At 71.9% G+C, this 23,022-nt stretch carries 21 protein-coding genes and 2 pseudogenes; 11 read left to right on the top strand and 12 right to left on the bottom strand.

Annotated features, from left to right (window positions below):
- Positions 1–262 (bottom strand): annotated as a pseudogene (locus tag BGM09_RS21030) (hypothetical protein); the annotation flags it as partial.
- A 135-nt stretch (positions 263–397) separates the two neighbouring features.
- On the opposite strand from BGM09_RS21030, the gene BGM09_RS21025 reads away from it, so the two are divergent.
- Positions 398–1,645: a sensor histidine kinase gene (locus tag BGM09_RS21025; protein ID WP_188283208.1), complete on the top strand. Its 1,248-nt coding sequence runs from the start codon at positions 398–400 to the stop codon at positions 1,643–1,645.
- The gene (locus tag BGM09_RS21020) at positions 1,633–2,283 is read left to right on the top strand and encodes a response regulator (RefSeq protein WP_188283207.1); all 651 of its coding nucleotides are present in this window, start codon (positions 1,633–1,635) and stop codon (positions 2,281–2,283) included. Before BGM09_RS21025 ends, BGM09_RS21020 begins: the two co-directional genes overlap by 13 nt.
- A gap of 372 nt (positions 2,284–2,655) precedes the next feature.
- On the opposite strand, the gene adh is transcribed toward BGM09_RS21020, so the two are convergent.
- The 5 genes from adh to BGM09_RS20995 form a co-directional block, all read right to left on the bottom strand.
- The gene (adh, locus tag BGM09_RS21015) at positions 2,656–4,173 is read right to left on the bottom strand and encodes an aldehyde dehydrogenase (RefSeq protein WP_188283206.1); all 1,518 of its coding nucleotides are present in this window, start codon (positions 4,171–4,173) and stop codon (positions 2,656–2,658) included.
- A gap of 158 nt (positions 4,174–4,331) precedes the next feature.
- Complete coding sequence (locus tag BGM09_RS21010) at positions 4,332–5,564, bottom strand: helix-turn-helix domain-containing protein (protein ID WP_188283205.1); 1,233 nt, start codon at positions 5,562–5,564, stop codon at positions 4,332–4,334.
- Positions 5,565–5,860: 296 nt separating this feature from the next.
- Positions 5,861–6,325 (bottom strand): hypothetical protein, encoded by a 465-nt coding sequence (locus BGM09_RS37900; protein ID WP_223187361.1) that lies wholly within the window; start codon positions 6,323–6,325, stop codon positions 5,861–5,863.
- Between the two features lie 237 nt (positions 6,326–6,562).
- Positions 6,563–8,500, bottom strand: coding sequence for a coagulation factor 5/8 type domain-containing protein (locus BGM09_RS21000; protein ID WP_223187360.1), 1,938 nt, complete (start codon positions 8,498–8,500; stop codon positions 6,563–6,565).
- A gap of 195 nt (positions 8,501–8,695) precedes the next feature.
- A complete protein-coding gene (locus BGM09_RS20995) occupies positions 8,696–9,115 on the bottom strand; it encodes a molybdopterin-binding protein (protein ID WP_188283204.1) in 420 nt (139 codons plus the stop codon).
- A gap of 245 nt (positions 9,116–9,360) precedes the next feature.
- On the opposite strand from BGM09_RS20995, the gene BGM09_RS20990 reads away from it, so the two are divergent.
- Positions 9,361–9,756, top strand: coding sequence for a molybdopterin-binding protein (locus BGM09_RS20990; RefSeq protein WP_188283203.1), 396 nt, complete (start codon positions 9,361–9,363; stop codon positions 9,754–9,756).
- A 30-nt stretch (positions 9,757–9,786) separates the two neighbouring features.
- Here the strand turns inward: BGM09_RS20990 and BGM09_RS20985 are convergent, their stop codons facing one another.
- Complete coding sequence (locus BGM09_RS20985; protein WP_317452806.1) at positions 9,787–10,248, bottom strand: SRPBCC family protein; 462 nt, start codon at positions 10,246–10,248, stop codon at positions 9,787–9,789.
- Positions 10,249–10,466: 218 nt separating this feature from the next.
- On the opposite strand from BGM09_RS20985, the gene crcB (BGM09_RS20980) reads away from it, so the two are divergent.
- Both crcB (BGM09_RS20980) and crcB (BGM09_RS20975) read left to right on the top strand, forming a co-directional pair.
- Entirely contained in the window at positions 10,467–10,997 is a 531-nt protein-coding gene (crcB, locus tag BGM09_RS20980; protein ID WP_317452805.1) for a fluoride efflux transporter CrcB, read from the top strand.
- Positions 10,994–11,368, top strand: coding sequence for a fluoride efflux transporter CrcB (gene crcB, locus BGM09_RS20975; protein ID WP_188283201.1), 375 nt, complete (start codon positions 10,994–10,996; stop codon positions 11,366–11,368). The genes crcB (BGM09_RS20980) and crcB (BGM09_RS20975) overlap by 4 nt, the downstream gene beginning before the upstream one ends.
- 13 nt (positions 11,369–11,381) lie before the next feature.
- Here crcB (BGM09_RS20975) and BGM09_RS20970 read toward each other — a convergent pair whose 3' ends face one another.
- Positions 11,382–12,179 (bottom strand): hypothetical protein, encoded by a 798-nt coding sequence (locus tag BGM09_RS20970; protein WP_188283200.1) that lies wholly within the window; start codon positions 12,177–12,179, stop codon positions 11,382–11,384.
- A gap of 74 nt (positions 12,180–12,253) precedes the next feature.
- On the bottom strand, positions 12,254–13,129 hold the full coding sequence (locus BGM09_RS20965) for a LysR family transcriptional regulator (protein ID WP_188283199.1): 876 nt from the start codon (positions 13,127–13,129) through the stop codon (positions 12,254–12,256).
- A gap of 214 nt (positions 13,130–13,343) precedes the next feature.
- Here BGM09_RS20965 and BGM09_RS20960 point away from each other — a divergent pair, with 214 nt between their 5' ends.
- The 6 genes from BGM09_RS20960 to BGM09_RS20935 all read left to right on the top strand — a co-directional run bounded on the left by BGM09_RS20960 (position 13,344) and on the right by BGM09_RS20935 (position 20,463).
- A complete protein-coding gene (locus tag BGM09_RS20960; protein WP_188283198.1) occupies positions 13,344–14,834 on the top strand; it encodes an FAD-linked oxidase C-terminal domain-containing protein in 1,491 nt (496 codons plus the stop codon).
- Position 14,835: 1 nt separating this feature from the next.
- The gene (locus BGM09_RS20955) at positions 14,836–16,008 is read left to right on the top strand and encodes an FAD-binding oxidoreductase (protein WP_188283197.1); all 1,173 of its coding nucleotides are present in this window, start codon (positions 14,836–14,838) and stop codon (positions 16,006–16,008) included.
- Entirely contained in the window at positions 16,009–17,505 is a 1,497-nt protein-coding gene (locus BGM09_RS20950; protein WP_223187359.1) for a (Fe-S)-binding protein, read from the top strand. It begins immediately after the preceding gene.
- A gap of 24 nt (positions 17,506–17,529) precedes the next feature.
- Complete coding sequence (locus BGM09_RS20945) at positions 17,530–19,281, top strand: L-lactate permease (RefSeq protein WP_188283196.1); 1,752 nt, start codon at positions 17,530–17,532, stop codon at positions 19,279–19,281.
- 181 nt (positions 19,282–19,462) lie between these two features.
- Positions 19,463–19,819 (top strand): hypothetical protein, encoded by a 357-nt coding sequence (locus BGM09_RS20940; protein WP_188283195.1) that lies wholly within the window; start codon positions 19,463–19,465, stop codon positions 19,817–19,819.
- A gap of 290 nt (positions 19,820–20,109) precedes the next feature.
- The gene (locus tag BGM09_RS20935) at positions 20,110–20,463 is read left to right on the top strand and encodes a PRC-barrel domain-containing protein (protein WP_188283194.1); all 354 of its coding nucleotides are present in this window, start codon (positions 20,110–20,112) and stop codon (positions 20,461–20,463) included.
- Positions 20,464–20,631: 168 nt separating this feature from the next.
- On the opposite strand, the gene BGM09_RS20930 is transcribed toward BGM09_RS20935, so the two are convergent.
- The 3 genes and pseudogenes from BGM09_RS20930 to BGM09_RS20920 form a co-directional block, all read right to left on the bottom strand.
- The gene (locus BGM09_RS20930; protein WP_188283193.1) at positions 20,632–21,912 is read right to left on the bottom strand and encodes an alpha/beta hydrolase; all 1,281 of its coding nucleotides are present in this window, start codon (positions 21,910–21,912) and stop codon (positions 20,632–20,634) included.
- A 109-nt stretch (positions 21,913–22,021) separates the two neighbouring features.
- A complete protein-coding gene (locus BGM09_RS20925; protein ID WP_188283192.1) occupies positions 22,022–22,675 on the bottom strand; it encodes a response regulator in 654 nt (217 codons plus the stop codon).
- A pseudogene (locus tag BGM09_RS20920) lies at positions 22,672–23,022 on the bottom strand (hypothetical protein); the annotation flags it as partial. The gene BGM09_RS20925 and the pseudogene BGM09_RS20920, both read right to left, overlap by 4 nt.

Below are 23,022 nucleotides of genomic sequence, written 5' to 3'. Positions count from 1 at the left end.
GCGCGTCGAGCCCGACCCAGGCGACTGCCCAGTGCGCCGCGGTCGCGGTGGCCGGCAGGCCGGTGGCCAGCACGTACAGCCACGGCAGCAGGCCGAGCCCGCAGGCGACCAGCAGCCCCCCGGCCCGCCGCATGCCCCGCGCCGGGCGCGGCTCCTGCGCCTCTTCGTACAGCGGGATCACCTCGGCGCCGGCCACTTCCTCATCGCACAACACCAGTTGACGCATCGTCTTCGCCCGCTCCCCGTCGGCTGTCCCCTTCACGTGCTCCACCCTCCGCCGCACACGGGGACGCCGTCAGTCACGCAGGGTTCCGACCCGGGGTGGAGAAAAGTGCACCCCCGAACCGGGCGGCAGCGTCATGGCACGAGGATGGCCTGCGGCTTTACCGTTTGACGCATGCAACTCACGACGTGGCTGGTGCTGGGCCGGCCGTTCCGCGGGGCGGGACACCGGACCGCGCTCGTCGCCGCCGGCCTGCCGCTCCACCTCGCTGTGGTGCCACTGTGGCTCTGGCTGGCCGGCGCGATAGCGGGGGCGCCGGCCGTGACTCCGCTGCCCGTGCTGCTCACGGCCGTGGTGACACCCCTGCTGACCGGCGGGCAGCGGCGACGCTACCGGGCACTCGTCGGCAAGGACCTCGCGCGCCCCGCCGCACCCGGGCCCGGACGCGACTGGACGTCGGCGATACGCCGGCTGACCACGCGGGCCTTGTGGCGGCAGGTCTGCTACCACGCCGTGGCGGGTCCGCTGCTCGCCGTCCTGGACCTCGCCGTCCTCGCCGTCTGGGCCGCCGCTCTCGTGGCCGCCTCCATCTACGTGTGGATCTGGGCGCTGCCCCCGCAATGGCGGGTCACCGACCTCGGATACACCACGCAGGCCGCGTACATCACCGCCGGCGGCCTCGCCCTGCTGTTCCTCGGGCCCCGGCTGACCGGCGCTCTGGTGCGGCTGGACACCCGGGCGGCCGAGATCCTGCTCGGCCCCAGCCGCACGGAGAGGCTGACCCGCCGGGTCGCCGACCTCGCCGAGAGCCGGGCCGGCGTGCTCGACGCCGCCGACGCCGAGCGGCGGCGGATCGAGCGCGACCTGCACGACGGCGCGCAGCAGCGCCTCGTCTCACTCGCCGTCAACTTGGGCCTTGCCAGGGCCACCCTCGGCGATCTGTCGGCGGATGCCCGCAAGGTGATCGACGAGGCGCACCGTGAGGCGAAGGAGGCGATCGCCGAGCTGAACAACCTGGTGCGCGGCCTGCATCCGGCCGTCCTCGAGGACCGCGGCCTCGACGCCGCGCTGTCCGGGGTCGCCGCCCGCCTCCCGGTCCCGGTGCGCGTGGCGGTGGACTTGCGGCAGCGCCCCTCACCCACGGTCGAGGCTGTCGCGTACTTCGTGGTCTCCGAGGCCCTGACGAACGTGGTCAAACACGCCCAGGCGACCCGGGCGGATGTGACCGTGGAGCGGATCGGGGAGACACTGCTGGTGGTCGTCGCGGACGACGGCGCGGGCGGCGCGTATCTCGGGGCGGCCGACGGCACCGGGCTCGCCGGGCTCGCCAAGCGCGTCGCGTCCGTCGACGGCACGTTTTCCTGCCGCAGCCCCGCCGGGGGCCCGACTGTCATCACCGTGGAGCTGCCGTGCGCGCCGTGATCGCCGAGGATTCCCTCTTGCTGCGCATCGGTGTGGTCAAGGTGCTGGAGGCGGCCGGCTTCGAGATGTGCGCGCAGGTCACCGACGCAGAAGGGCTGCTGGCGGCCGTCGATGAGCACCGTCCCGACATCGCCGTGGTCGACGTGCGCATGCCGCCCGGCTTCACCGACGAGGGAGTACGTGCCGCGCTGGTGATCCGCCGCCAGTATCCGCGTACCGCCGTGCTCCTGCTGTCGCAGTACGTCGAGGAGCGGTACGCCGCCGATCTGCTCGCCGCCAACACCTCGGGCGTCGGCTATCTGCTCAAGCAACGGGTCGCCGACGTCGAGGAGTTCACCGAGGCCGTACGCCGGGTGGCGGCCGGCGGCACCGCGCTCGACCCGCAGGTCGTCGCGCAGCTGCTGGTGCGCCGGCACAGCGATCCGCTCGACCGGCTGACACCGCGCGAGCGGGAGGTGCTGGAGCTGATGGCGGGCGGCCGGTCCAACTCCGGCGTCGCCGCCGAGCTGGTGGTGAGCGAGAGCGCTGTCGCCAAGCACATCAACAGCATCTTCACCAAGCTCGACCTGCCCAAGGCCGACGCCGACCACCGCCGCGTCCTGGCGGTATTGCGCTTCCTGGGCGTTGCGACCGCGTAGCACGCGATCCCGCCCGCATGCCCGGTCGACAACGATGAGGACCGCCCTACTCGTGAACATCAATCGGTCCAGTGATCGCTCACTGCTGCTCAAACCCGTCGACAGACGCTGCCGCCGAACGTGAACCAAGCCACTGCAAGACCACCGTGCCGCCGACGGGCGCATCGGGGCTGCGCGCGTCTGAAATCCGATGAAATCCGAGCCGCCAGGCAGCGGTTGGAGCAGTGCTGGGACCGCACGTCCGGCAATACCCGCCGCGCTCCGGCCGACGCGCTGGCTACCGTCACCCCTGCTCTCGGGCCCGCGGGCAAGGTCTACGCCGACCGGTGCCCGGCCTGGTGAAGCGCAGGCCGGGCACCGCTTGTTGCGGGTCTAGAAGAAGCCGAGCTTCTTGGGGGAGTACGAGACGAGGAGGTTTTTGGTCTGCTGGTAGTGCTCGAGCATCATCTTGTGGTTCTCGCGGCCGATGCCGGAGTTCTTGTAGCCGCCGAAGGCCGCGTGGGCCGGGTAGGCGTGGTAGCAGTTGGTCCAGACGCGGCCCGCCTTGATCTCGCGGCCGAGCCGGTAGGCGGTGTTGCCGTCGCGGGTCCAGACGCCCGCGCCGAGGCCGTACAGGGTGTCGTTGGCGAGCTTGAGGGCCTCGTCGGTGGAGTCGAAGGTGGTGACCGAGACGACCGGGCCGAAGATCTCCTCCTGGAAGATCCTCATGTTGTTGGTGCCGCGGAAGATCGTCGGCTCGATGTAGAAGCCGCCCTCCAGTCCGGGGACGGTACGGCTGGTGCCGCCGGTCAGGACCTCGGCGCCCTCCTGCTTGCCGATGTCGAAGTACGACAGGATCTTCTCGTACTGGTCGTTGCTGGCCTGGGCGCCGAGCATGGTCGCCGGGTCCAGCGGGTCGCCGCCGACGATGGCGCGGGTCCGCTCCAGACAGCGGGCCATGAACTCGTCGTAGATCGAGGAGTGGATCAGCGCGCGGGACGGGCAGGTGCAGACCTCGCCCTGGTTGAGGGCGAACATCACGAAGCCCTCGATCGCCTTGTCGAGGTAGTCGTCGTCCGCGGCCATCACGTCCGGCAGGAAGATGTTGGGGCTCTTGCCGCCCAGTTCCAGCGTCACCGGGATGATGTTCTCGCTGGCGTACTGCATGATCAGCCGCCCGGTGGTGGTCTCACCGGTGAAGGCCACCTTCGCCACCCGCGGGCTCGACGCGAGCGGCTTGCCCGCCTCCACGCCGAATCCGTTGACGACGTTGAGCACACCGGCGGGCAGCAGGTCGGCGATCAGCTCGATGACGACCAGCAGGCTGACCGGGGTCTGCTCGGCGGGCTTGATGACCACGCAGTTGCCCGCCGCCAGCGCCGGCGCGAGCTTCCAGGTGGCCATCAGGATCGGGAAGTTCCACGGGATGATCTGGCCGACCACGCCCAACGGCTCGTGGTAGTGGTACGCGACGGTGTCGGCGTCGATCTCCGAGATGCTGCCCTCCTGGGCGCGCAGCGCGCCCGCGAAGTAGCGGAAGTGGTCCACCGCCAGCGGCAGGTCGGCGGCCAGCGTCTCGCGGACCGGCTTGCCGTTCTCCCACGTCTCGGCCACCGCCAGCCGTTCGAGGTTCTCCTCGATCCGGTCGGCGATCTTGTTGAGGATGTTCGCCCGCTCCGTGGCCGAGGTGCGGCCCCACGGACCGGCAGCCGCGTGCGCGGCGTCCAGGGCCAGCTCGATGTCCGGCGCGGTGGACCGCGCGACCTGGCAGAAGGTCTCACCGGTCACCGGGGACGGGTTGTCGAAATACTGTCCCTCGGCCGGTGCGACCCAGTCGCCCCCGATGAAGTTGTCGTACCGCTGGGCGAAACTGACGATGCTGCCCTCGGTGCCTGGCTGCGCGTAGACCATGGCGGCGCTCCTCGGTGTACCGGTGTGCGGGTTACGGTGTCAGCACTCACTGTGGTCGCCCGAGGTTGGCAAAAGGTTGGCGTCGCGGGGCCTCCGCGGACGGCGGGTCCCGGGGCCCGCGCGGTCGGAGCCTCCCGCACGGCCGGTGACCGTCCGCGTCAGCTCCGCAGCGCCGCGTTCAGCCGGCTCGCCGCGATCCCGCGCCGCGCGTCGCCGGGACCGAGCAGCCGCAGCGCGTGCTCGTGCACGGCGACGTCGTACGGCGCCCGCTCCCCGTACCGCAGCGCGTGCTCCGGGCGGGTGTCGGCGAGCACCGCCTCGCGGACCACCACTTCCAGATGCTCGCGCCAGGCCACGATGCCCGGCGCCTCCGACATCGGCAGCAGCGGCCCGCGGTAGTGGCCGACGGCCGCCGCGATGTCACCGCACTCCAGCGCCCGCAGCGCCTCGGCCGCGTCACAGCTCACCGGCACCGTCAGCGCGTACCGCCTGGTCGCCACCCCACCGTTCAGCGCGCGCCGCAGATGCGACAGTTCGGCCTTGAACGTGGACGCCGTCACGCAGCGGTCGCCGTACAGCGACGCGCGCAGCCGGTCGGGCGCGAAACCCTCGGGCTCCAGGGCGAGCAGCGTCAGGATCTCCAGTTGGCGCGGCGGCAGATGCAGCGGCTCGCCGTCGCTGCTGGCCTGCGCCGTACCGAGGCAGCGCAGTTCGAGACCGGCGGGGCGCTCCGGCTCCGGTGCGCCGTCCAGCAGTCGTGCCTCGATGGCGGAGGCCAGGGTGCGTACGGTCGGCAGGGCCAGCGGGTGCGAGCGGTCCCAGGTGGTGGAGAGGTCGAGGACGCCAAGCACCCGGCCGTCGGGGGCGTGGATGGGGGCGCAGTAACAGACCCAGCCGTGCAGTGCCGCGACCAGGTGCTCGGCGGAGAAAACCGTGCTCGGGCGGCCGGTGCGCAGCGCCAGGGACAGCGCGTTGGTCCCCATCGCGCGCTCGTCCCACCGCCCGCCCGGCGCGAAATTGACCCGCTCCGCCCTGCGCCGCATCAGCCTGCCGCCGCACGTCCACAGGATCGTGCCGGACTCGTCGGTCACCGCCGCGACGAAACCCGCGTCCTCGGCGATGCTGTGCAGTTCCCCCGAGAGGTCGGCGACCGGCGCGCGCAGCGGCGAACCCTTCCACCGCGGATGGACCGCGCCGTCCTCGGAGACCGGCGCGCTGTCCCGCGCGGGATCCACCGTGCCGACGCTGCGCACCCAGGAGTCGGTGACCTCACGGCGCAGCGGCGCGGGGCCCGCCGGATAGCCCCCCGCCGACCTCAACTGCGGGACGCGGCGGGCCCATTCGTTTTCCAGTACGGTCCTGCGGTGCTGGAGCGCACCCTGCTCTGCCATGGCCTTCCCGACTTCTGTGTCGTCTTCGTCGTCGACATGGATGTCCGGGCACTGCCGGGCGCCACCTCGTAGGGGGAGGCGGCGTGATCCGCATCATAATCGGACACCTCGCCCGCAGGAAGGCTGTTCGCGGCAGTCCGCACCGCGTTCCCGCGTTCGAGTCCACGCGGCAGCAGAACGGGCTCGTACGGCTCGTACGGCTCCCGCGCTCCTACGGCCCGGTGGACGCGCGGAGGGCGGCGCCCCCCGGTGTCACGGGTGGCGCCGCCCTCACGGCATCCGAGGACCGCGGTCGGTCAGTGGCCGAACAGGTGCCGCGTGTGACGGTGCCGTGGTGCGGCCTCCGTCTCGGGACTGTCGGGACCGTCGGGACCGCCGGCGCTGCCAGCCGCCGTGGAGCCGCCGTACGCGTAGTCGGTCCCGGTGTCCCCGGCCGGTGCGGCCGTGGTGTCCGCCGTGCCCAACCGGGCCGCCAGCGCGTCACGTTCCTTGGCATTGTCCTTCGCGGCCCTGCGGGCCTCGGTGAGCTTGCGGGACTTGCGCCGGTGACTCACTCCGCCGCCCATCGCCATCGCGGCGCCGAGGCAGAAGATCAGGGCGAGCGCCAGGCCGGCGCAGAAGATCTGAAGGGTGTTCATGGTCGCGATGGAGTGCCCGAGCACCGACACGTTGTACTCGGGACCTCCCGACGTGTTGTCGGCGATGGCGAGGCCGGTGAAAGCACCGGCACCGGCCAGGAGCAGCAATCCCAGGATCAGCATTGCGGTCACCTCCGATGGTGAGCTGCGTACCCCTCGGCTACCCGCCGGACGGCGTCGCATACGTCCCGCCCGCATCGGGTGCCCATCGCTCACCGCACGCGCCCACCGCGCGCACCGGGCCCACCGCGTCCACCGGGCCCACCGCGTCCACCGCGCGCGGAGCCCCGGTGACGCCAGCGCGTCACCGGGGCCCGTCACCATACGTCACTGCCCGTCACCAGGGGTGTGCGCGTCGCCTCAGCGCGCCGGCGGGTAGCTCACCACGTCCACCGGGACCGTCGCCGAGCCCTGCGCCGCCGCGCCGTAGTCGTTGATGACGTGGTCGATCACGCCGTCGCCGTTGAGCGAGACGGTCAGCAGGTCGTGGAACCGTACGCCCGGCCGGTCGGGCACCTCGAAGCTGTGGGCGTTGTGGATCGTCGGGTCCACGTTGAAGAAGCAGTAGCTGCCAAGACCCCAGCCCTCGTGGTGCCGGACCGAATCCGCCACCTTGTACGCGGCCCAGCCCGCGACGCCGTGATGCCCGTAGGCGGCCTGGTTCGGCGGGTCGTACGGCAACTCGTTCTGGAACATGACCGTCCGGCCGTGGTCGCCGTTCCAGATGACGTTGTACTTCTGGTAGTGCTCCACGAACAGGCCGGTGGCCAGGACGTGGTCACCGTTGACGACCACGCCGGTTTCGGCGGTGTTCACCGTCCAGCCGACGCCCGTACCGTGGTCCGCCCGCCAGGCCCAGATGTGGTCGAGCAGCACATTGTCGCTGTTGACGACCAGGCTCGTGGTGGCCTTGCCCGCGCCCGCGCCGCCGATCCGGAAGAACACGTCCTGGAGCGAGGTCGGGTCGCGCGGGTCCGTACGGCCGCCGCGCCTGCTGCCGACCTCCAGCAGGGCGGGGGAGTTGGTCTTGCCCGCGTCGAAGAGCAGCCCCGCCACGCGGACGCCCTTCACGTCCGCGACGGTCATCGGCACCGCGCCGCCGACCGGCGTGAGGGTGGGGAAGCCCAGGCCGAGCACCACCGTGCCCGACCACTTGACCTTGATGGACTCCGCCAGCCGGTAGACGCCCGGAGTCAGGAGCAGGTGCTTGCCCTGCGCCAGCGCGCGGTTGATGGTCCGCACCGAGTCCGTGGGCTTGGCGATGAAGAACCGGTCGATGGGGACCGAGGTGCCCGCGGTCGTACCGCCGGACCAGGACGCGCCGACCGCGTCGTGCCGCAGCGACGGCAGGAACACCCGGTAACGGCCCGCCGAGTCGACGTACAGGAAGGGCTTCTCGCGGCTGACCGGGCTGGTGGCCAGCGTCGTGTACGGCGGGTCGGGGAAGGACTGCTCGGGGGCGCCGGCGACACCCGCGAAGACCTGGTTCCACACGCCGTTGGACCAGGAGCCGACCGAGCTGTCCCGCGTCAGCCACTGCTGCTGCGAGGCGTTGATCACCTGCCCGTCCACCACCGAGTCGGCGATGAAGCCGCCGCTGGAGAAACCGCCCTGACGGGGGAAGAGGAAGAGCTGGCCGCGGATGTGCACGCGGCGCAGCGGCGCGGCCTGCGACACCGCCCACCAGTTGATGCCGTCGGTCGGGTTGACCGCCAGATTCTCCGCCGAGCGCCAGAAGTTGGTGAGCGCGCTGTCGCCGCCGCCCGGCTGCGCCTGCCCCTCGACCCGCACCGCGCCGTTGATGGTCACGTCGTCGGGCGACAGCCCGAGACCCGCGACCGAGGTGTAGTAGCCGAGTTGCGCGTCGACGTCGTACGTGCCCGGCTTGAAGAGGAAGGCGTAACGCTGCGTGCCGAATTCGTTGGCGACCTGTACGGCGGTGGCCGCGTCCAGTGCGGCCTGGATGTCGGCGGCGGGCATGCTCGGGTCGAAGACGGTGACGTTCGGGCCGAAGTCGGGTTCCGTGGACGGCGAGTGGCCGCCAGGGCAGTGAGAGCCGGGGGAGTGTGTGCCCGTGGACTTCCCGCCGGCGGACTGCGCCGCGGCGGGGGTCGCGGCACCGGCCAGCGGCACCACACCGGCGAAAGCGGCCGTGGCGATCAGCGAACGGCGGCTCAGACCGCCGCGCTCCCCGGATATGTGCTGCGACTGTGCCTGCGATGGCGCCTGCGACTGCGAGGGCGTCTGCGGCTGCTGCGAGCTGGGAAGTGCACTGTCTGCGGCCCTGAACGAAGACATGAGCTACGACCACCTTCTGACGGCGAGGGGGGAATTGAGAGCGCTCTCTTGGAGACGTACCCTCGCGGGCCGCGCGACTGGGTGTCAAGCACGAAGAGAGCGCTCTCTCGCAGTGAATCGGCTGGTGACTCCACCGGGTTCACCAGCACACCACTGGCCTCAGGAGTGCTGCCACGGGCACCGGCGGACGGGTCGTCAGACGGTCGCGAGCGAGATCTCCGTCGACTTGATCAGGGCGATCACGGCGGTGCCCCGGGCGAGCCGGAGGTCGACGGCCGCGTCCTTCGTGATCGCGGAGGTCAACTCGCCGCCCTCGACGGAGATCTTCACCGCGGCCATCGCGCCGCCCGTGGCGATCTCCGTGACGGTGCCGGGCAGTTGGTTGCGGATGCTGAGACCCGAGACCGGGCCCGTGGCCAGGGAGACCTCGGTGGACTTCACCAGAGCGCGGACCGCCGTGCCCTCGGCGAGGCCGAGTTCGCCCGCCGCCTCCAGGGTGATCGCGGCGGTGATGTCCTGGCCGCCGTCCAGCCGTACCTTGACGGTCGCCATCACCTCGCCGGGGGTCACGGACGCGACGGTGCCGGGAAGTTGGTTGCGGATGCTCAGGCTCATGGGGATACGCCTCGATCGCCGTATGGAATGTCGGATTTGCCGGGTGCGGCTCCCGCACTCTAACCGGGCGCGGCGCGCGTGTTGGGGCGCGTACGGGCACGGCGCGTCCGCCGTGTCGCCGCCTCTGCCGTCCCTCTGCCGTCCCTCGGTGTCCGTCGGCGCCCGTCAGCGTATGGCGGGGTGCTGCCGTGTCGTCGCCCCTGGTGTGCGGGGACGGGCGGCGGGCTGCGCTTATTGTCTTCCCCATGCAGTCCTACACGATCGGCCAGGCCGCGCGGCTCCTGGGCGTCAGCCCCGACACGGTCCGCCGCTGGGCGGACGGCGGCCGGGTCGCCACCCACCGCGACGACAACGGCCGCAGGCTCATCGACGGCCGCGACCTGGCCGCGTTCTCCGTCGAGATCGCGCAGTCCGACAGCGCGGACGAGGACGCCTCGTACACCTCGGTCCGTAACGCCTTCCCCGGCATCGTCACCGCCGTGAAGCTCGGCGACGTCGCGGCCCAGGTGGAGATCCAGGCCGGGCCCCACCGGCTGGTGTCCCTGCTGACCCGCGAGGCCGTCGAGGAACTGGGCCTGGAGGTCGGCATGCAGGCCACCGCCCGCGTGAAGTCCACGAACGTGCACATCGACCGGGTCTGACCCGCCGCGGCTCCGTCCGCGCCCGCGCCGCTACTCGGCGGCGGGGGACTCGGCGCGTTCCTTGAGGCCGCGGGCCTCCATCTCCAGGTACCTGCGGGTCAGGCCGCCCGCCACCAGGCCGACCAGTCCGGACAGCGCGCCGCGCTGGGTGAGCACCAGGGTGAGACGGGTGCCGTCGCCCTCCGGCTCGACCAGGTGGTCGCCGCTCGTGGTCACGCCGGGACCCGCGGACCGCCACGAGAACCGGGAACCCTCGTCCAGCGCCGTGACCGTCCACACCGCCTTGCGCAATTTGGGCTGCTCGACCGCGAACCGGCGTCCGACGGCGACGACGCGGTCCGCGCTCCCGCTCCGGCTCGCGCCGTCCGCGTCGAGCGGGCGGACGGAGGTCATGGACGCGGTGAGAGCGGGCCAGTCCCCGACGGCGACGAGAACCTCCCAGACGCGTTCGACGGGTGCGTCGACGGTGATCGAGGTCTGGTAGGTCGGCACAGGGACTCTCCCTCGCGGTCGCGTGGCTCCGGCAGAAGACAGACTCCCACGCGCCCCTCGTACCCCGCCGGATAGCATGGCTGTCTGCGGCGCTCCCCGGAGCACCGCGCGGCGGTGGGGCCCGCCGTACCCGAACCACGGCGACACAGCCGTCAACGGTCCCTACTTGCGATACGCGCACGCCAAGCTTGGGCGTGCCCGGTGAGTAGGAGACAAAGGTGGCAGAAGTCCGGCCTGTGACGCCCGACGAACCCGTAGACCCCGATATCGATCTGCACGACCCGGCACAGCGTGAGGAGTCGCGGGAGGGTCAGGCCCCGGTCGTCGCCATGGTCGCGGTCGGCGGCGCGATCGGCGCGTGCGCCCGCTACGGGGCCGCGCTGGTGTGGCCGACGGCCGCCGGGACCTTCCCCTGGACGACGCTGCTCGTCAACGTCGTCGGCTGCGCCGTCATCGGTGTCTTCATGGTGCTGATCACCGACGTCTGGAACACGCACCGTCTGGTGCGGCCCTTCTTCGGCACCGGCGTGCTCGGCGGCTTCACCACCTTCTCCACCTACGCCACCGACATCCGGGCCCTGATCGACGGCGGGCAGGCCCGTACCGCGCTCGCGTATCTGGCGCTCACGCTGCTCGCCGCCCTCGCCGCGGTGTGGCTGGCGGCAGCCTCGACCCGGCACGTGGTGCTCGGGCGGCTCGCGGACCGGGCCGAGCGGGCACGGCGGGCCGACGAGGCGGAGGCGCGATGAACTGGCTGCTGGTCATCGTCGGGGCCATGGTCGGCGCTCCGATGCGCTACCTCACCGACCGCTCGGTCCAGAGCCGGCACGACAGCCTCTTCCCCTGGGGCACCTTCACCGTCAACGTCGTCGGCTGTCTCGTCCTCGGCGTCGTGACCGGCGCGGTCGCCGAGGGCGCCGCCTCGTCCCATCTCCAGGTGCTGCTGGGCACCGGCCTGTGCGGGGCCCTCACCACCTACTCGACCTTCTCCTACGAGACGCTGCGGCTGGCCGAGAGCGGCGCCCGCTTCTTCGCCGCGGCCAACGCGGTGGCGAGCGTGGCGGCGGGGCTGGGAGCCGCCTTCACCGGTACGGCGCTGGCCCAGGCGTTCTGGGGCTGAGCTGCGGGAGCCTTCAGCGCGCCGACAGCACGCTCATCAAGTGACGGACGGTTTGCGGCAGTTCGGCGCCGAACCGCTTCGTGTCGACGCGGGGCGGGCGCTCGGGTGAGCCGCCCGCGTCCGTCGGGCGCTCGCTCATGTCGATCCACTCCTCGGTGGCGCTGACACCGACCGAGAACACGGCGCCGCCGTGCAGGACGTCCACGGTCTGGCTCGTGGAGTCACCGGTGAGAAAGGCGCGGTCGCCGAGGCCGGTCAGCGGCCTGCTCGTCCGCGGGTCGTGGGTCATGACCACGCTGCTGCCGGCGGCCGGATCGGGCGGGTCGGCGTCCCGCGCCTTCAGGCCGTCCTCGAACTCCGTCCGGGGGTCGGTCTTCTTGTGCAGGTCGACGCCGACCGAGATGGTGTAGGAGGTGATCCAGCCGTGGTGCTCCTCCGTGTTGCCGACCAGGCTGCACGATATGTGGTCGAGCGTGCTGCCGACGCTCATCGGTCCGGGGATCTCGCTCATCGACGTCAGAGCGATCATGTCCACCAGCGGCTGGAGCGCCGCCACGGTGCACGGATCCACGAGGCGGTATCCGTGCAGGTCGGGCGCGGCCGTACGGCCGTAGTCGGTGCCCCGCAGCACACCGGCCCAGACCGCGGAGGCGACGACGGCCCCGCAGAGCGCCCAGATCCATGGCCCGCGGCGCCGGTTCAGGCCGGACAGGCGTCCGCCGCGCCGCTCCCGCGGCCGGTCGTCGTCGCCGATGACATCGACGGGGCGGTCGTCGTCCGACCCGTCCGTCAGCTCAGGCTCAGTGATCACGCCGCCCCCTCGTCGCGTTGGGGTCACCCTATGGCGGGGGTACGGCGCGCGGACGGGGGACGGGCCTGATCCGGTCAGCGGTCCAGGTAGGAGAGGAGTTCCCGCGCGGCCGGTCCCGGCCGGTCGTCGTCGGGCAGGGCGACGGAGACCGGCCAGCCCGGGTCCTCGGCGCCGGTGATCGGCACGGCGCACAGCGACGCGGCCGACTCCTTGCGGGCGATGGGGCGCGGGACGACCGCGATGCCGAGCCCGTAGCGGACCAGGTCGATCACCGTGTGCACGTCGTACACCTCGAGGGCGACCTGGCGGGAGGCGCCGCAGGCGGCGAAGGCCCGGTCGGTGAGCTGCCGGGCGCCCCAGTCGGCGTGGAAGTCCACGAAGGTCTCGCCGTCGAGGTCCGCCCACTTCACCTGCGGCTCGCCCGCCAGCCGGTGGCCGGGGTCGCAGAGCAGCACCATCGGCTCGGTGGTCAGCGGCAGCAGGCGCACGCCCTCGGGCGGCGCGCCCGGCAGGGTCACGAAGGCGACGTCGAGATGGCCGTCGGCCACGTCGTCCGCGAGCACGGCGGAGCCCGCCTGGCGCAGCCGGACCTCGACATTGGGGTGCCGGGCGCGGAAGCGGGCCAGCAGGTCGCCGATGTCGATGGTGACGCACTGCTCGATGCCGACCGAGAGGGTGCCGCGCAGCAGTCCCTGTACCGCGGCCACGGCCTCCCGCGCGGCGCGGGCGCCGGCCAGCGTACGGGTCGCCTCCACGAGCAACGCCCGCCCGGCGCCGGTGAGTTCGACGCTGCGTGTGGTGCGGACGAACAGCGGCGAGCCCAGCTCGCGCTCCAGCGCGCGCACCGAGGCGGACAGCCCGGACTGCGAGACCAGCATGCGCTGGGCGGCCCGGGTGAAGTGCCGCTCCTCGGCGACCGCCACGAAGTATTCGAGCTGGCGCAGTTCCATGATTCAGCACTCTAATCGCTGAATCGAGCCGCATTGTTCCCAGCGTGGACGGAGGACGCCGGTCGCGGCCTTTCGCCGCCTGAGGCGGAAGGGGCGTTCCGTGCGGGTGTGACGAATACCACCCGCCACCCTTGACGTGATCGGAAGGCGACGGCATTCTTCCATCATTCGGTATTCAACTACCGAGGAGTGGAATCAAGCGGAGGAGAGCGCGATGACCGCCGTCCCGGCCGACGCGGACCGGCCCACGCCCAAGTCGTCAGGGCTCGCGGTCCGGCTGCGCGCCCGCGTCGGTGCGGAGAAGGTCCTCACCGACCCCGCCCAACTGCGCACCTACGAATGCGACGGCCTGACCAACTTCCGGGTACGGCCCGCCGTCGTCGTCCTCGCCGAGCACCGCGACGACGTCGTGGCGGCCGTACGGCTGTGCGCCGAGGCCGGAGTCCCGTTCGTCGCCCGCGGCTCCGGGACAGGGCTGTCCGGCGGCGCCGTACCCGTCGCCGACGGTGTGCTCATCGTGCTGTCCAGGCTCCGCCGGATCGTCTCCGTCGACCCCGACAACGCCCGCGTCGTCGTCGAGCCCGGCGCCATCAACCTGTCGGTCACCCGCGAGGCGGCCCCGTACGGCCAGGCGTACGCGCCCGACCCGTCATCGCAGCAGGTCTGCTCCATCGGCGGGAATGTCGCGGAGAACGCGGGCGGCGCGCACTGCCTCAAGTACGGCTTCACCGTCAACCACGTCATGGGCGCCGAAGTCGTCCTGCCCGACGGCGAGGTGGTGCACCTCGGGGGCACCGCGCCCGAACACCCGGGCCTCGACCTGCTCGGCGCGTTCGTCGGCAGCGAGGGCACGCTCGGCGTCGCCACCGAGGTCACCGTCCGCACCATCCAGGCGCCCGAATCCGTACAGACCATGCTCGTCGGCTTCCACACCGTGGAGGACGCGGCCGGAGCCGTCAGCGACATCATCGCGGCGGGCATCCTGCCCGCCGCCATCGAGATGATGGACGCCCTCGCCATCGAGGCGGCCGAGGCCGCGGTCAACTGCGGTTACCCGCAGGGCGCGGTCGCCGTCCTCGTCATCGAACTCGACGGCCCCCGGGTCGAGGTGGACGAACAATTCGTCCAGGTCGAGCAACTGGCCGCCGCGCGGCGCGCGTTCGAGACCCGCATCGCCCGCGACGCGGCCGAGCGCGCCCTGATGTGGAAGGGCCGCAAGTCCGCCTTCGCGGCCGTCGGCCGGATCAGTCCCGCCTACTACGTCCAGGACGGCGTCATCCCGCGCACCCGGCTGCCCGAGATCCTCACCGAGGTCGGCCGTCTCGCCGAACGCGCCGGGATACGCGTCGCCAACGTCTTCCACGCGGGCGACGGCAATCTGCACCCCCTCATCCTCTTCGACGACGCCGTCCCCGGAGCCGCGCACGCCGCGGAGGAACTGGGCTTCGCCATCCTCGACCTGTGCGTCGACGCGGGCGGTTCGATCACCGGGGAGCACGGCGTCGGCCTGGAGAAGAAGTCACGGATGGCCCGGCAGTTCACGGCCGAGGACCTCGACACCATGCAACTCGTCCGCTGCGCCTTCGACCCCGACAACATCGCCAACCCCGGCAAGCAGTTCCCGACCCCGCGGCTGTGCGGGGAGCGCCCCGGCGTCCGCACCGCCGCCGACACGCACGACCCGGCGCTGGGCGAGGTGTTCTGAGATGACCGCACCGCACCGCGCGCGGCCGGACACCGCCCAGGCGGGGGCCGTACCGTCCGAGACCGTCGAACCCGCGACCGCCGTCGAGACCGTCGAACCCGCGACCGCCGCCGAGGTCGCCGAGATCCTGCGGAGCACCACCGGCACCGTCGTCCCGGTCGGCGGCGGTACGAAGACCGGCTGGGCCGCCCCGGCCACCTCCTGCGACCTGCTGCTGCGCACCACGGGACTTGACCGGGTCGTGGAGTACGCGCCCGGCGACCTCGTGGTCGTCGCCGAGGCCGGGGTGCCACTGGCCGACCTGCGACAACAGCTCGCGGAACACGGCCAGACGCTCGCCCTCGACCCGCCGGAAGCAGGCGCCACGCTCGGCGGGATCGTCAGCGCCAACGCCTCGGGGCCGCGCCGACTGCGCTACGGCACCGCCCGTGACCTGCTGATCGGCGTCACCGTCGCCCTGGCCGACGGCACGCTCGCGCGATCCGGCGGCAAGGTCGTCAAGAACGTGGCCGGATACGACCTCGGCAAGCTCTACACCGGAGCGCACGGCGGCCTCGGCGTCCTGGTCTCCACGACCTGGCGCCTCCACCCGCTGCCACCGGTCGCCGGCGCGGTCACCGTGCCCGTACAGGACAGCGCGGAAGCGGGCAGGTACGCCGCGCTGCTCGCCCGCTCCACGCTCACCCCCACAGCCGTCGAACTCAACTGGTCATCGCGGGAACGGGAGTTGGTCGTGCTCTTCGAGAGCAGCGCCGCTTCCGTACGTGCCCAGTCGCGCGCCGCGATCGCGTTGCTGGGGGCGGGGGCGCACGCGGACGCGACCCCCGGCTGGTTCGGCGCGCGGCCGACCGGCGGCCTCGTCCTGCGGCTTGCCTACGAGCCCTTCGCCCTGCCCCGCGTGCTCGACGCCCTCCCGGACGGCGCTTCGGGCACCGCGTCGGCCTGCACCGGAGTGGCGTACATGGCGGTGCCGGCCGACACCGACCTCGCGGCGCTGCGGGCGTCGATCGCCCCTTACGACGGCTCCGCCGTGGTGATCGCCGCCGACGACGCGCGCGACGCGCTCGACCACTGGGGGCCGGTCGCCGACTCGTTCGACCTGATGACGCGGGTCAAGGACCGCTTCGACCCGGAGCGGCGCCTGTCGCCCGGCCGACTGCTCGGAGGACTCTAGATGGCCGCGGACACCCCCAACGTGCCGCCCGTGCTCGGTGTGCCCGTCGCGCCCAGCGCGGGCGCCGCCACCGTCGCCCTCGGCATGCCGGGCAGCGCGCCACCGCCCGGCAGCGCCTTCGACGCCCACCACCCGCCGGACGCGGCGCTTGTCGGGGACTGCGTGCACTGCGGCTTCTGCCTGCCCACCTGCCCGACGTATGTGCTGTGGGGCGAGGAGATGGACAGCCCGCGCGGACGCATCGACATCATGAAGGCCGGGCTCGAAGGCGACGCCTTCGACGCCAGCAGCGTGCGTCACCTCGACCAGTGCCTCGGCTGCATGGCGTGCGTGACGGCCTGTCCGTCGGGCGTGCAGTACGACAAGCTCATCGAGAGCACCCGCGCCCAGCTCGAACGCCGGGTCCAACGGCCGCGCGGCGAACGGCTGTTGCGTGCCCTGATCTACCGCCTGTTCCCCTACCCCCGCCGCCTGCGCGCCCTGCGCGCACCGTTGCGCGTCTACCAGGCGAGCGGCCTCGGGCGGCTGCTCGCCCGTGGCGGAGTGCTGCGACGGCTGCCGCGCCCCCTCCAGGCCATGGAGTCGCTGGCCCCCAAGCTCGGCCACGTCGACAAGCTGCCGGAACACACCCCCGCCGTCGGCGCCCGCCGCCGTACCGTCGGTCTGCTCACCGGCTGTGTCCAGGGCACCTTCTTCCCCGACGTGAACGCCGCGACCGTACGCGTCCTGGCCGCCGAGGGCTGCGACGTGGTCGTGCCGCGCCGTCAGAGCTGCTGCGGCGCACTGTCCGCGCACGCGGGCCGGGCCCCCGAGGCGGAGGGCTTCGCGAAGTCCGTCATCGAGACGTTCGAGGCGGCCGGGGTGCAGACCGTCGTGGTGAACGCCGCGGGCTGCGGGTCCAACCTCAAAGAATACGGGCACCAGTTGCGCGACGAGCCCGACTGGGCGCGGCGCGCGGAGGCGCTGGCCGCCAAGGTCATGGACATCACCGAACTCCTCGACGAGCTGGGCCCGGTGGCCCCCAGACACCCGCTCCCCATGACCGTCGCCTACCAGGACGCCTGCCACCTGGCGCACGCACAGGCCGTACGCGACCAGCCGCGCCGACTGCTGCGGGCCGTTCCCGGCCTGGAGACACGGGAGTTGGCGGAGGCCGAGATCTGCTGCGGCAGCGCGGGCACGTACAACCTGCTGCACGCGGAACCCGCCCGCGAACTAGGTGAACGCAAGGCCAAGGCGGTCCTGGCGACCGGCGCGGACATCATGGTCACGGCGAACCCCGGCTGCTGGATGCAGGTGGCCACCACGTTGGCCCGCATGGGCGAGCGGCTGCCCGTCGCCCACACCGTGCAGGTGCTCGACGCCTCGATCCGGGGTGTCCCCGTCGACCGGCTCCTGGCTCGGGCACTCGAAGGACCCGGCACCGTCATCTCGTACGCCACCCCCAAGACCCGCGCCACGCGGCGGAGTTCACGTGACGCGGAACCGTCCCCTTAGGCGTCGTAGAAAAGTGGGTGCACCATGCTCCTCGCCAACTACCAGCAGGACTACCGCCCCTTACATGACTCGTTAGGGCTGTCCTCGCTCGTCGCGATCCTCCCGCTGCTCGTGCTGTTCGTCCTGCTCGGCGTCCTGAAGATGAGGGCGTGGCTGGCCTCCCTGATCTCGCTGGTGGTCGCCGTCGTCATCGCCACCGGCGCCTACTCGATGCCGCTCGGCGACGCGCTCAACAGCGGCCTGCTCGGCGCCGCGTTCGGCTTCTTCCCGATCATGTGGATCGTCATCAACGCGATCTGGGTCTACAACCTCACCGTGGAGACCGGCCACTTCGACGTCCTGCGCCGCTCCTTCGCGTCGATCAGCGACGACCAGCGGGTGCAGGCCATCATCATCGCCTTCTGCTTCGGAGCGCTGATGGAGGCGCTCGCCGGGTTCGGGACACCGGTCGCGATGTGCTCGGTCATGCTGATCGCCCTCGGCTTCAAGCCGCTGAAGGCCGCGACCGTCGCCCTGGTCGCCAACACCGCGCCCGTCGCCTTCGGCGCGATCGCCGTACCGATCACCACCCTGTCCGGCGTCACCGGCCTGTCCGTGGACGACCTGGGCGCCATGGTCGGACGGCAGACCCCGGTCCTCGCGCTGTTCGTGCCGCTCGCCCTGGTCTTCATCGTCGACGGCCGCAGGGGGCTGCGGCAGACGTGGCAGCCCGCCGTCCTGTGCGGAGTCGTCTTCGCCGTCTTCCAGTACCTGTCCTCGAACTTCTGGTCCGTCCAACTCGCCGACATCATCGCCGCGTTGGCCGCCGCGCTGGCCTTGCTGATCCTCACGCGCTTCTGGCACGCGAGTCAGACGTACACGGAGGCGGAGGAGGAGCCGGACGCGTCGCGCGCGACGGGAACGGAGCCGGACGCGTCCCCAGGTGCGTCCCCGCGTGCGGAGACCGGGTCACCCACCCCCGAACGCCCGTCCCATGACTCGCCGTTGGACGTCTTCAAGGCGTACGCGCCCTACCTCGCGATCATCGTGGTGTTCGTCCTGGCCACCCGTGTCCCGGCGATCACCGGCAAGCCGCCGGCCAAGGCGGGCGAGACCGGCAGCGGCATCGAATCGGTGACGCACATCGTCAAGTGGCCCGGCCTGCACATCACCAACGCCGTGGGCGACCCGGTGGCGACCACGTTCAAGCTCAACTACCTGTCGGCGGCCGGCACCTTGCTGCTGATCTCCGGGCTGCTCAGCATGCTGCTGCTCCAGGTCGGACTGCGCCGGAGCCTGCGCGCGTACGGCCGCACCCTGGACCAGCTCAAATTCGCGGTCCTCACCGTCATGCTGGTCCTCGCGCTCGGCTACCTGATGAACGAGTCGGGTCAGACCACGACCCTTGGCCTGTGGGTGGCGGGCGCGGGCGCGGCCTTCGCCTTCCTCTCACCGATCCTCGGCTGGCTCGGCGTGGCGGTCACCGGCTCCGACACCTCGTCGAACAGCCTCTTCGGCGCCCTCCAGGTCACCGCCGCCCACCAGGCCGGCCTGTCGCCCACCCTCATGGCCGCGGCGAATTCCTCCGGCGGTGTGCTCGGCAAGATGATCTCCCCGCAGAATCTGGCCATCGCCGTGGCGGCGGTCGGCTTCGAGGGCCGCGAGGGCATCCTCTTCCGCCGGGTGATCGTCTGGAGCCTGGTGTTCCTGGCCGTCATGTGCGTGCTCGTCTATCTCCAGAGCACCCCGGTGCTGGACTGGATGGTCGTCACCGCGCACGCCCCGGTCGGCGGATGACGCGTTGACATGCGGTGACGCCCGGAGTTCACTGGCCAGTACGGCGTAGGGCGGTACGCGGCGCGCCTTCGGCACGCCACAGCCTTCGGCCTCCACCGATGTCATGGTGTTCGGACGGGCGTCGGCACGACACCACGGTCCGGATCACGACCCGGCACGGCAGAGAGAAGTGGCAGCCCACATGATGTATGACGCCGAACGCGCACGGCAGCCCGCGACCGGGGCGGAGGATCCGGCGTTCACCGAACGGTGGGCCAAGCGCGAGTCCCGGCCCGAGCCGCTGCTGCCGCAGAAGGAGCGCGACGACTCCGCCGCGCTCCTCCAGCGGGCCGCTGGCTCCTTCGGCGAGAGCCCGCGCCAGGCACTGGACGAAGCCGACCAGGCCCTCGACGCGGCCAGCGGCCACCTCGCCGAGGTGCTGGCCGAGCGGCTGCGCGTCCTGCGCGCCCGCTGGCAGGACGAAGACGCCGTCCCGGACGGTGCCGTGGGCCTGCTGCGCGACTACCGCGAACTCACCGAGCGCCTGCTGCGCCTGTGACCGCGGGCCTGTCGGCTGCGCGAAGCCCGCTGGGCCGGAGAGCGACTCTCCGGCCCAGCGGGCTTTTCCCATGGCTCCGATCACACCGCGGCGCCGCGCGTCAGGCGGGACCTTCGCACGTTTTCGGCAGCTCAGAAGAACATTTGCCGTACGGCAATAATCTTCGGCATATGAGGTGTGCGTGCGGAACGGGCGGGCACGCGACGGTGTGAGTAAACGTCACTGACTATCGGATGACACAACGTCACTACCGCGAATCGGGACGGAAATTGCGATAAGGGAGCCGCGACATGAGCGACAATATCTGGGGCTACGAGCAGAACTCCGGCCACACGGCGGGAACCGACCTGATCGGATACAAGGTCGAGGCGACAGACGGCCACATCGGAAAGGTCGACAAGCACTCCGACGACGTCGACTCCGCGTATCTGGTGGTCGACACGGGCGTGTGGATTTTCGGCAAGCACGTACTGCTCCCGGCCGGCACCGTGAGGTCGATCGACGCGGCGGACCAGAAGATCTTCGTCGAGCTGACGAAGGAGCAGATCAAGAACTCCCCTGAGTTCGACAAGGACAAGCACGTCGGCGACGCCGGATACCACCAGCAGGTGGGCGAGTACTACGGCAGCCACCGTAACCGCTGACACAGCGCGCGGCAGGGAAATGTGGGGCCGCCCCGGCACTCGCCGGGGCGGCCTTTTCCCGTGGGACCGTGATTTCCGTGGGACCGTGAAATGCCCCCCGGGGGTTTGTCACCGCACGGGCGTCTCACGGGCGTCTCACGGGCGCCTCGTGGCCATCGCACGGGCATCTCACGGCGGCGGGGTCGTCCCGGTGTAGGGGCGCAGCGGAAGCGGCCGGTCCAGCAGGAAGGCCAGGAGCGCCGATTGGTAGACCGCGGGCCGGTCGATCGCGATGGCGTGCCCGGCGCCGGGCACGTACACCAGGGTCGAGTCGGGAAGTGTGCGCTTGTAGTCGTAGGTGACCTCCCACTTCTTGTAGTCGCACTCGCCGCGCATGATGAGCGTCGGTATGTGCGCGGTCCGCAGCCGGGGGCGCGGGTCCGGCAGGTGCTTGGCGTCGTCGATGGTGAACTGGTTGACGTAGAAGCCCGTGCGGTTGTCCGGGAGGCGCGCCGGGGGCCTGCCGGGGCACTGGGCCGCGGGCAGTGACGTCTTGAGGATCTCCCGGAAGCGCTGGTCGGCCTCCCGGTCACCGACCAGGCGGTGCGCCGCGTCGGGGTTGACCGACTGGAGCAGGGCCATGGCGATCATCCGGGGAGTGTTGGTCAGCTCGTCGACCCGCTTCCTGGCCTCCGGCGTCAGCCGGTCCCACAACTCGCCGGTCCTGCCGTCGGGGAAGGCCCCGTACCAGAGCACGCCCGGCGAGCTGAGGACGGCCCTGGCCACCCGGTCGGGATGCGCGGCCATGTAGTCGGCGGCGAGCGAGCCGCCCCAGGACTGGCCGACCAGGATGATCTTCTCGGCGCCTATCGTCCGGCGGATGGCGTCCAGATCCGCCACCTGCCGGGCGACGGTGTACCGGGTCACGTCGCGCAGCCTGCTGGAGCGGCCCGAGCCGACCTGGTCGTACGCGTAGACGTCGAAGCCGTCGGCGGCCAGCGCGCGGCCCGCCTGCGGGATGTCGTCATTGGCGGTGCCCGGACCGCCGTGCAGGAAGATCACCGGTGCGGGCCGGGCCGTGCCCGTGGCCGCCGCCTCGCGGTACGCGATCCGGGAGCCGGTCGGCAGCGCCCAGAAACGTACGCCCGGCGGCACCTTCCCTTCGGCGGGCCGCGGCATCGGCCGCAGGACGGTCGCCCCCGACAGCGCTGCGGCCACCACGGCGAGCACGGCGGCGGAGATCACCGCGGCCCGGCGCCGACGGGCGACGTCGAACACCACGAAGCCGGGCCAGGCCACGAGGAAGGTGACGCCGAAGAGGACGGCGAGGGCGGCCGCCACCAGGAGCGGAACGGAGGCGGTGGCCGTGGCCGCGCCGACGAAACCGGCCACGGCCGCGGCGAGCCCGAGCACCGCGGCCACCAGGAGGAGCAGGACGCCGGCGGTGCGGCGTAGGAGTGTCTGTGCCATGTCGAAAACGCTATGAGCGCCCCTGGCCGCGTTCCTCCTGCTCAGGGGCCGGATCGACAGGCGGTCGCGACGGCCGGACGGCGGGGACCGACCCCGCCGTCCGGCGGGGTCAGCGTACGCCTGGCCGGATCAGCCCCGACTCGTACGCGGCGATGGTGGCGTGGACGCGGTCGCGTACGCCCAACTTGCCGAGGACGACGGCGACATGGTCCTTGACGGTGGCCGCGCTGATACCGAGCGCCCCGGCGATCTCCGCGTTCGTCCCGCCGCGCGCCACCTGGACGAGCACCTCGGTCTCCCGGGGCGTGAGCGCGGCCAGCGGCGCCGCGTCGTCGGGACCCGGCGCGGACGTGAAGCGGTCGATCAGACGGCGGGTGATGCCGGGGTCCAGCAGGGCGTCCCCCGCGGCGACGACCCGCACCGCGTCGATGACGCGTTCGGGTTCGGCGTCCTTGAGCAGGAACCCCGCGGCCCCGGCCCGCAGCGCGGCGAAGACGTACTCGTCCAGGCCGAAGGTCGTCAGCACCAGGATCCGGGTCCGCGGCACGTCGGCCGTGATGCGCGCGGCGGCGGCGATGCCGTCGAGCCTCGGCATGCGGATGTCCACCACCGCCACGTCGGGCCGCAGTTCGGCGGCGAGGGCCACGGCGGCCTCCCCGTCGGCGCACTGGCCGACGACGTTCAGATCGGCCTCGGCGTCGAGCACCGCGGCGATACCGGCCCGCACCACGGCCTGGTCGTCCGCGACCGTCACCCGGATCATGCCGGCACCACCTCGGGAAGCCACACGCGGACCGTGCCGTCGCCGGTCGTCGCGAGCGTACCGCCGACGGCGTCGGTCATCGCGTGCAGCCGCCGCAGCGACGGTCCGGCCGAGGGCCGGCGGTGGACGACGACCTCGACCCCGTCGGCCGCGTAGTGCACGGTGACCCGCGCCTCGTCGGACATCAGCGCCTCCGCCGACCGGTAGGCGGCGACCTCCATCGCCGCCGGAAGCGACCGCACCCGCCCGGTCAGCCGGGCCGTCGCGCGGTGCCTGGCGGCCAGGGCGGCGATGCCCGCCACCGTGGGCGGCGGTACGTCGTCGTCGGCGTCGGGCGGTTCGCGGAC

This window comes from Streptomyces sp. CBMA29, from assembly GCF_014596445.1.
Classification (GTDB): Bacteria; Actinomycetota; Actinomycetes; order Streptomycetales; family Streptomycetaceae; genus Actinacidiphila.
Note: the sequence above shows the minus strand (reverse complement) of the source record. Positions and strands in the feature narration are given on the sequence as shown.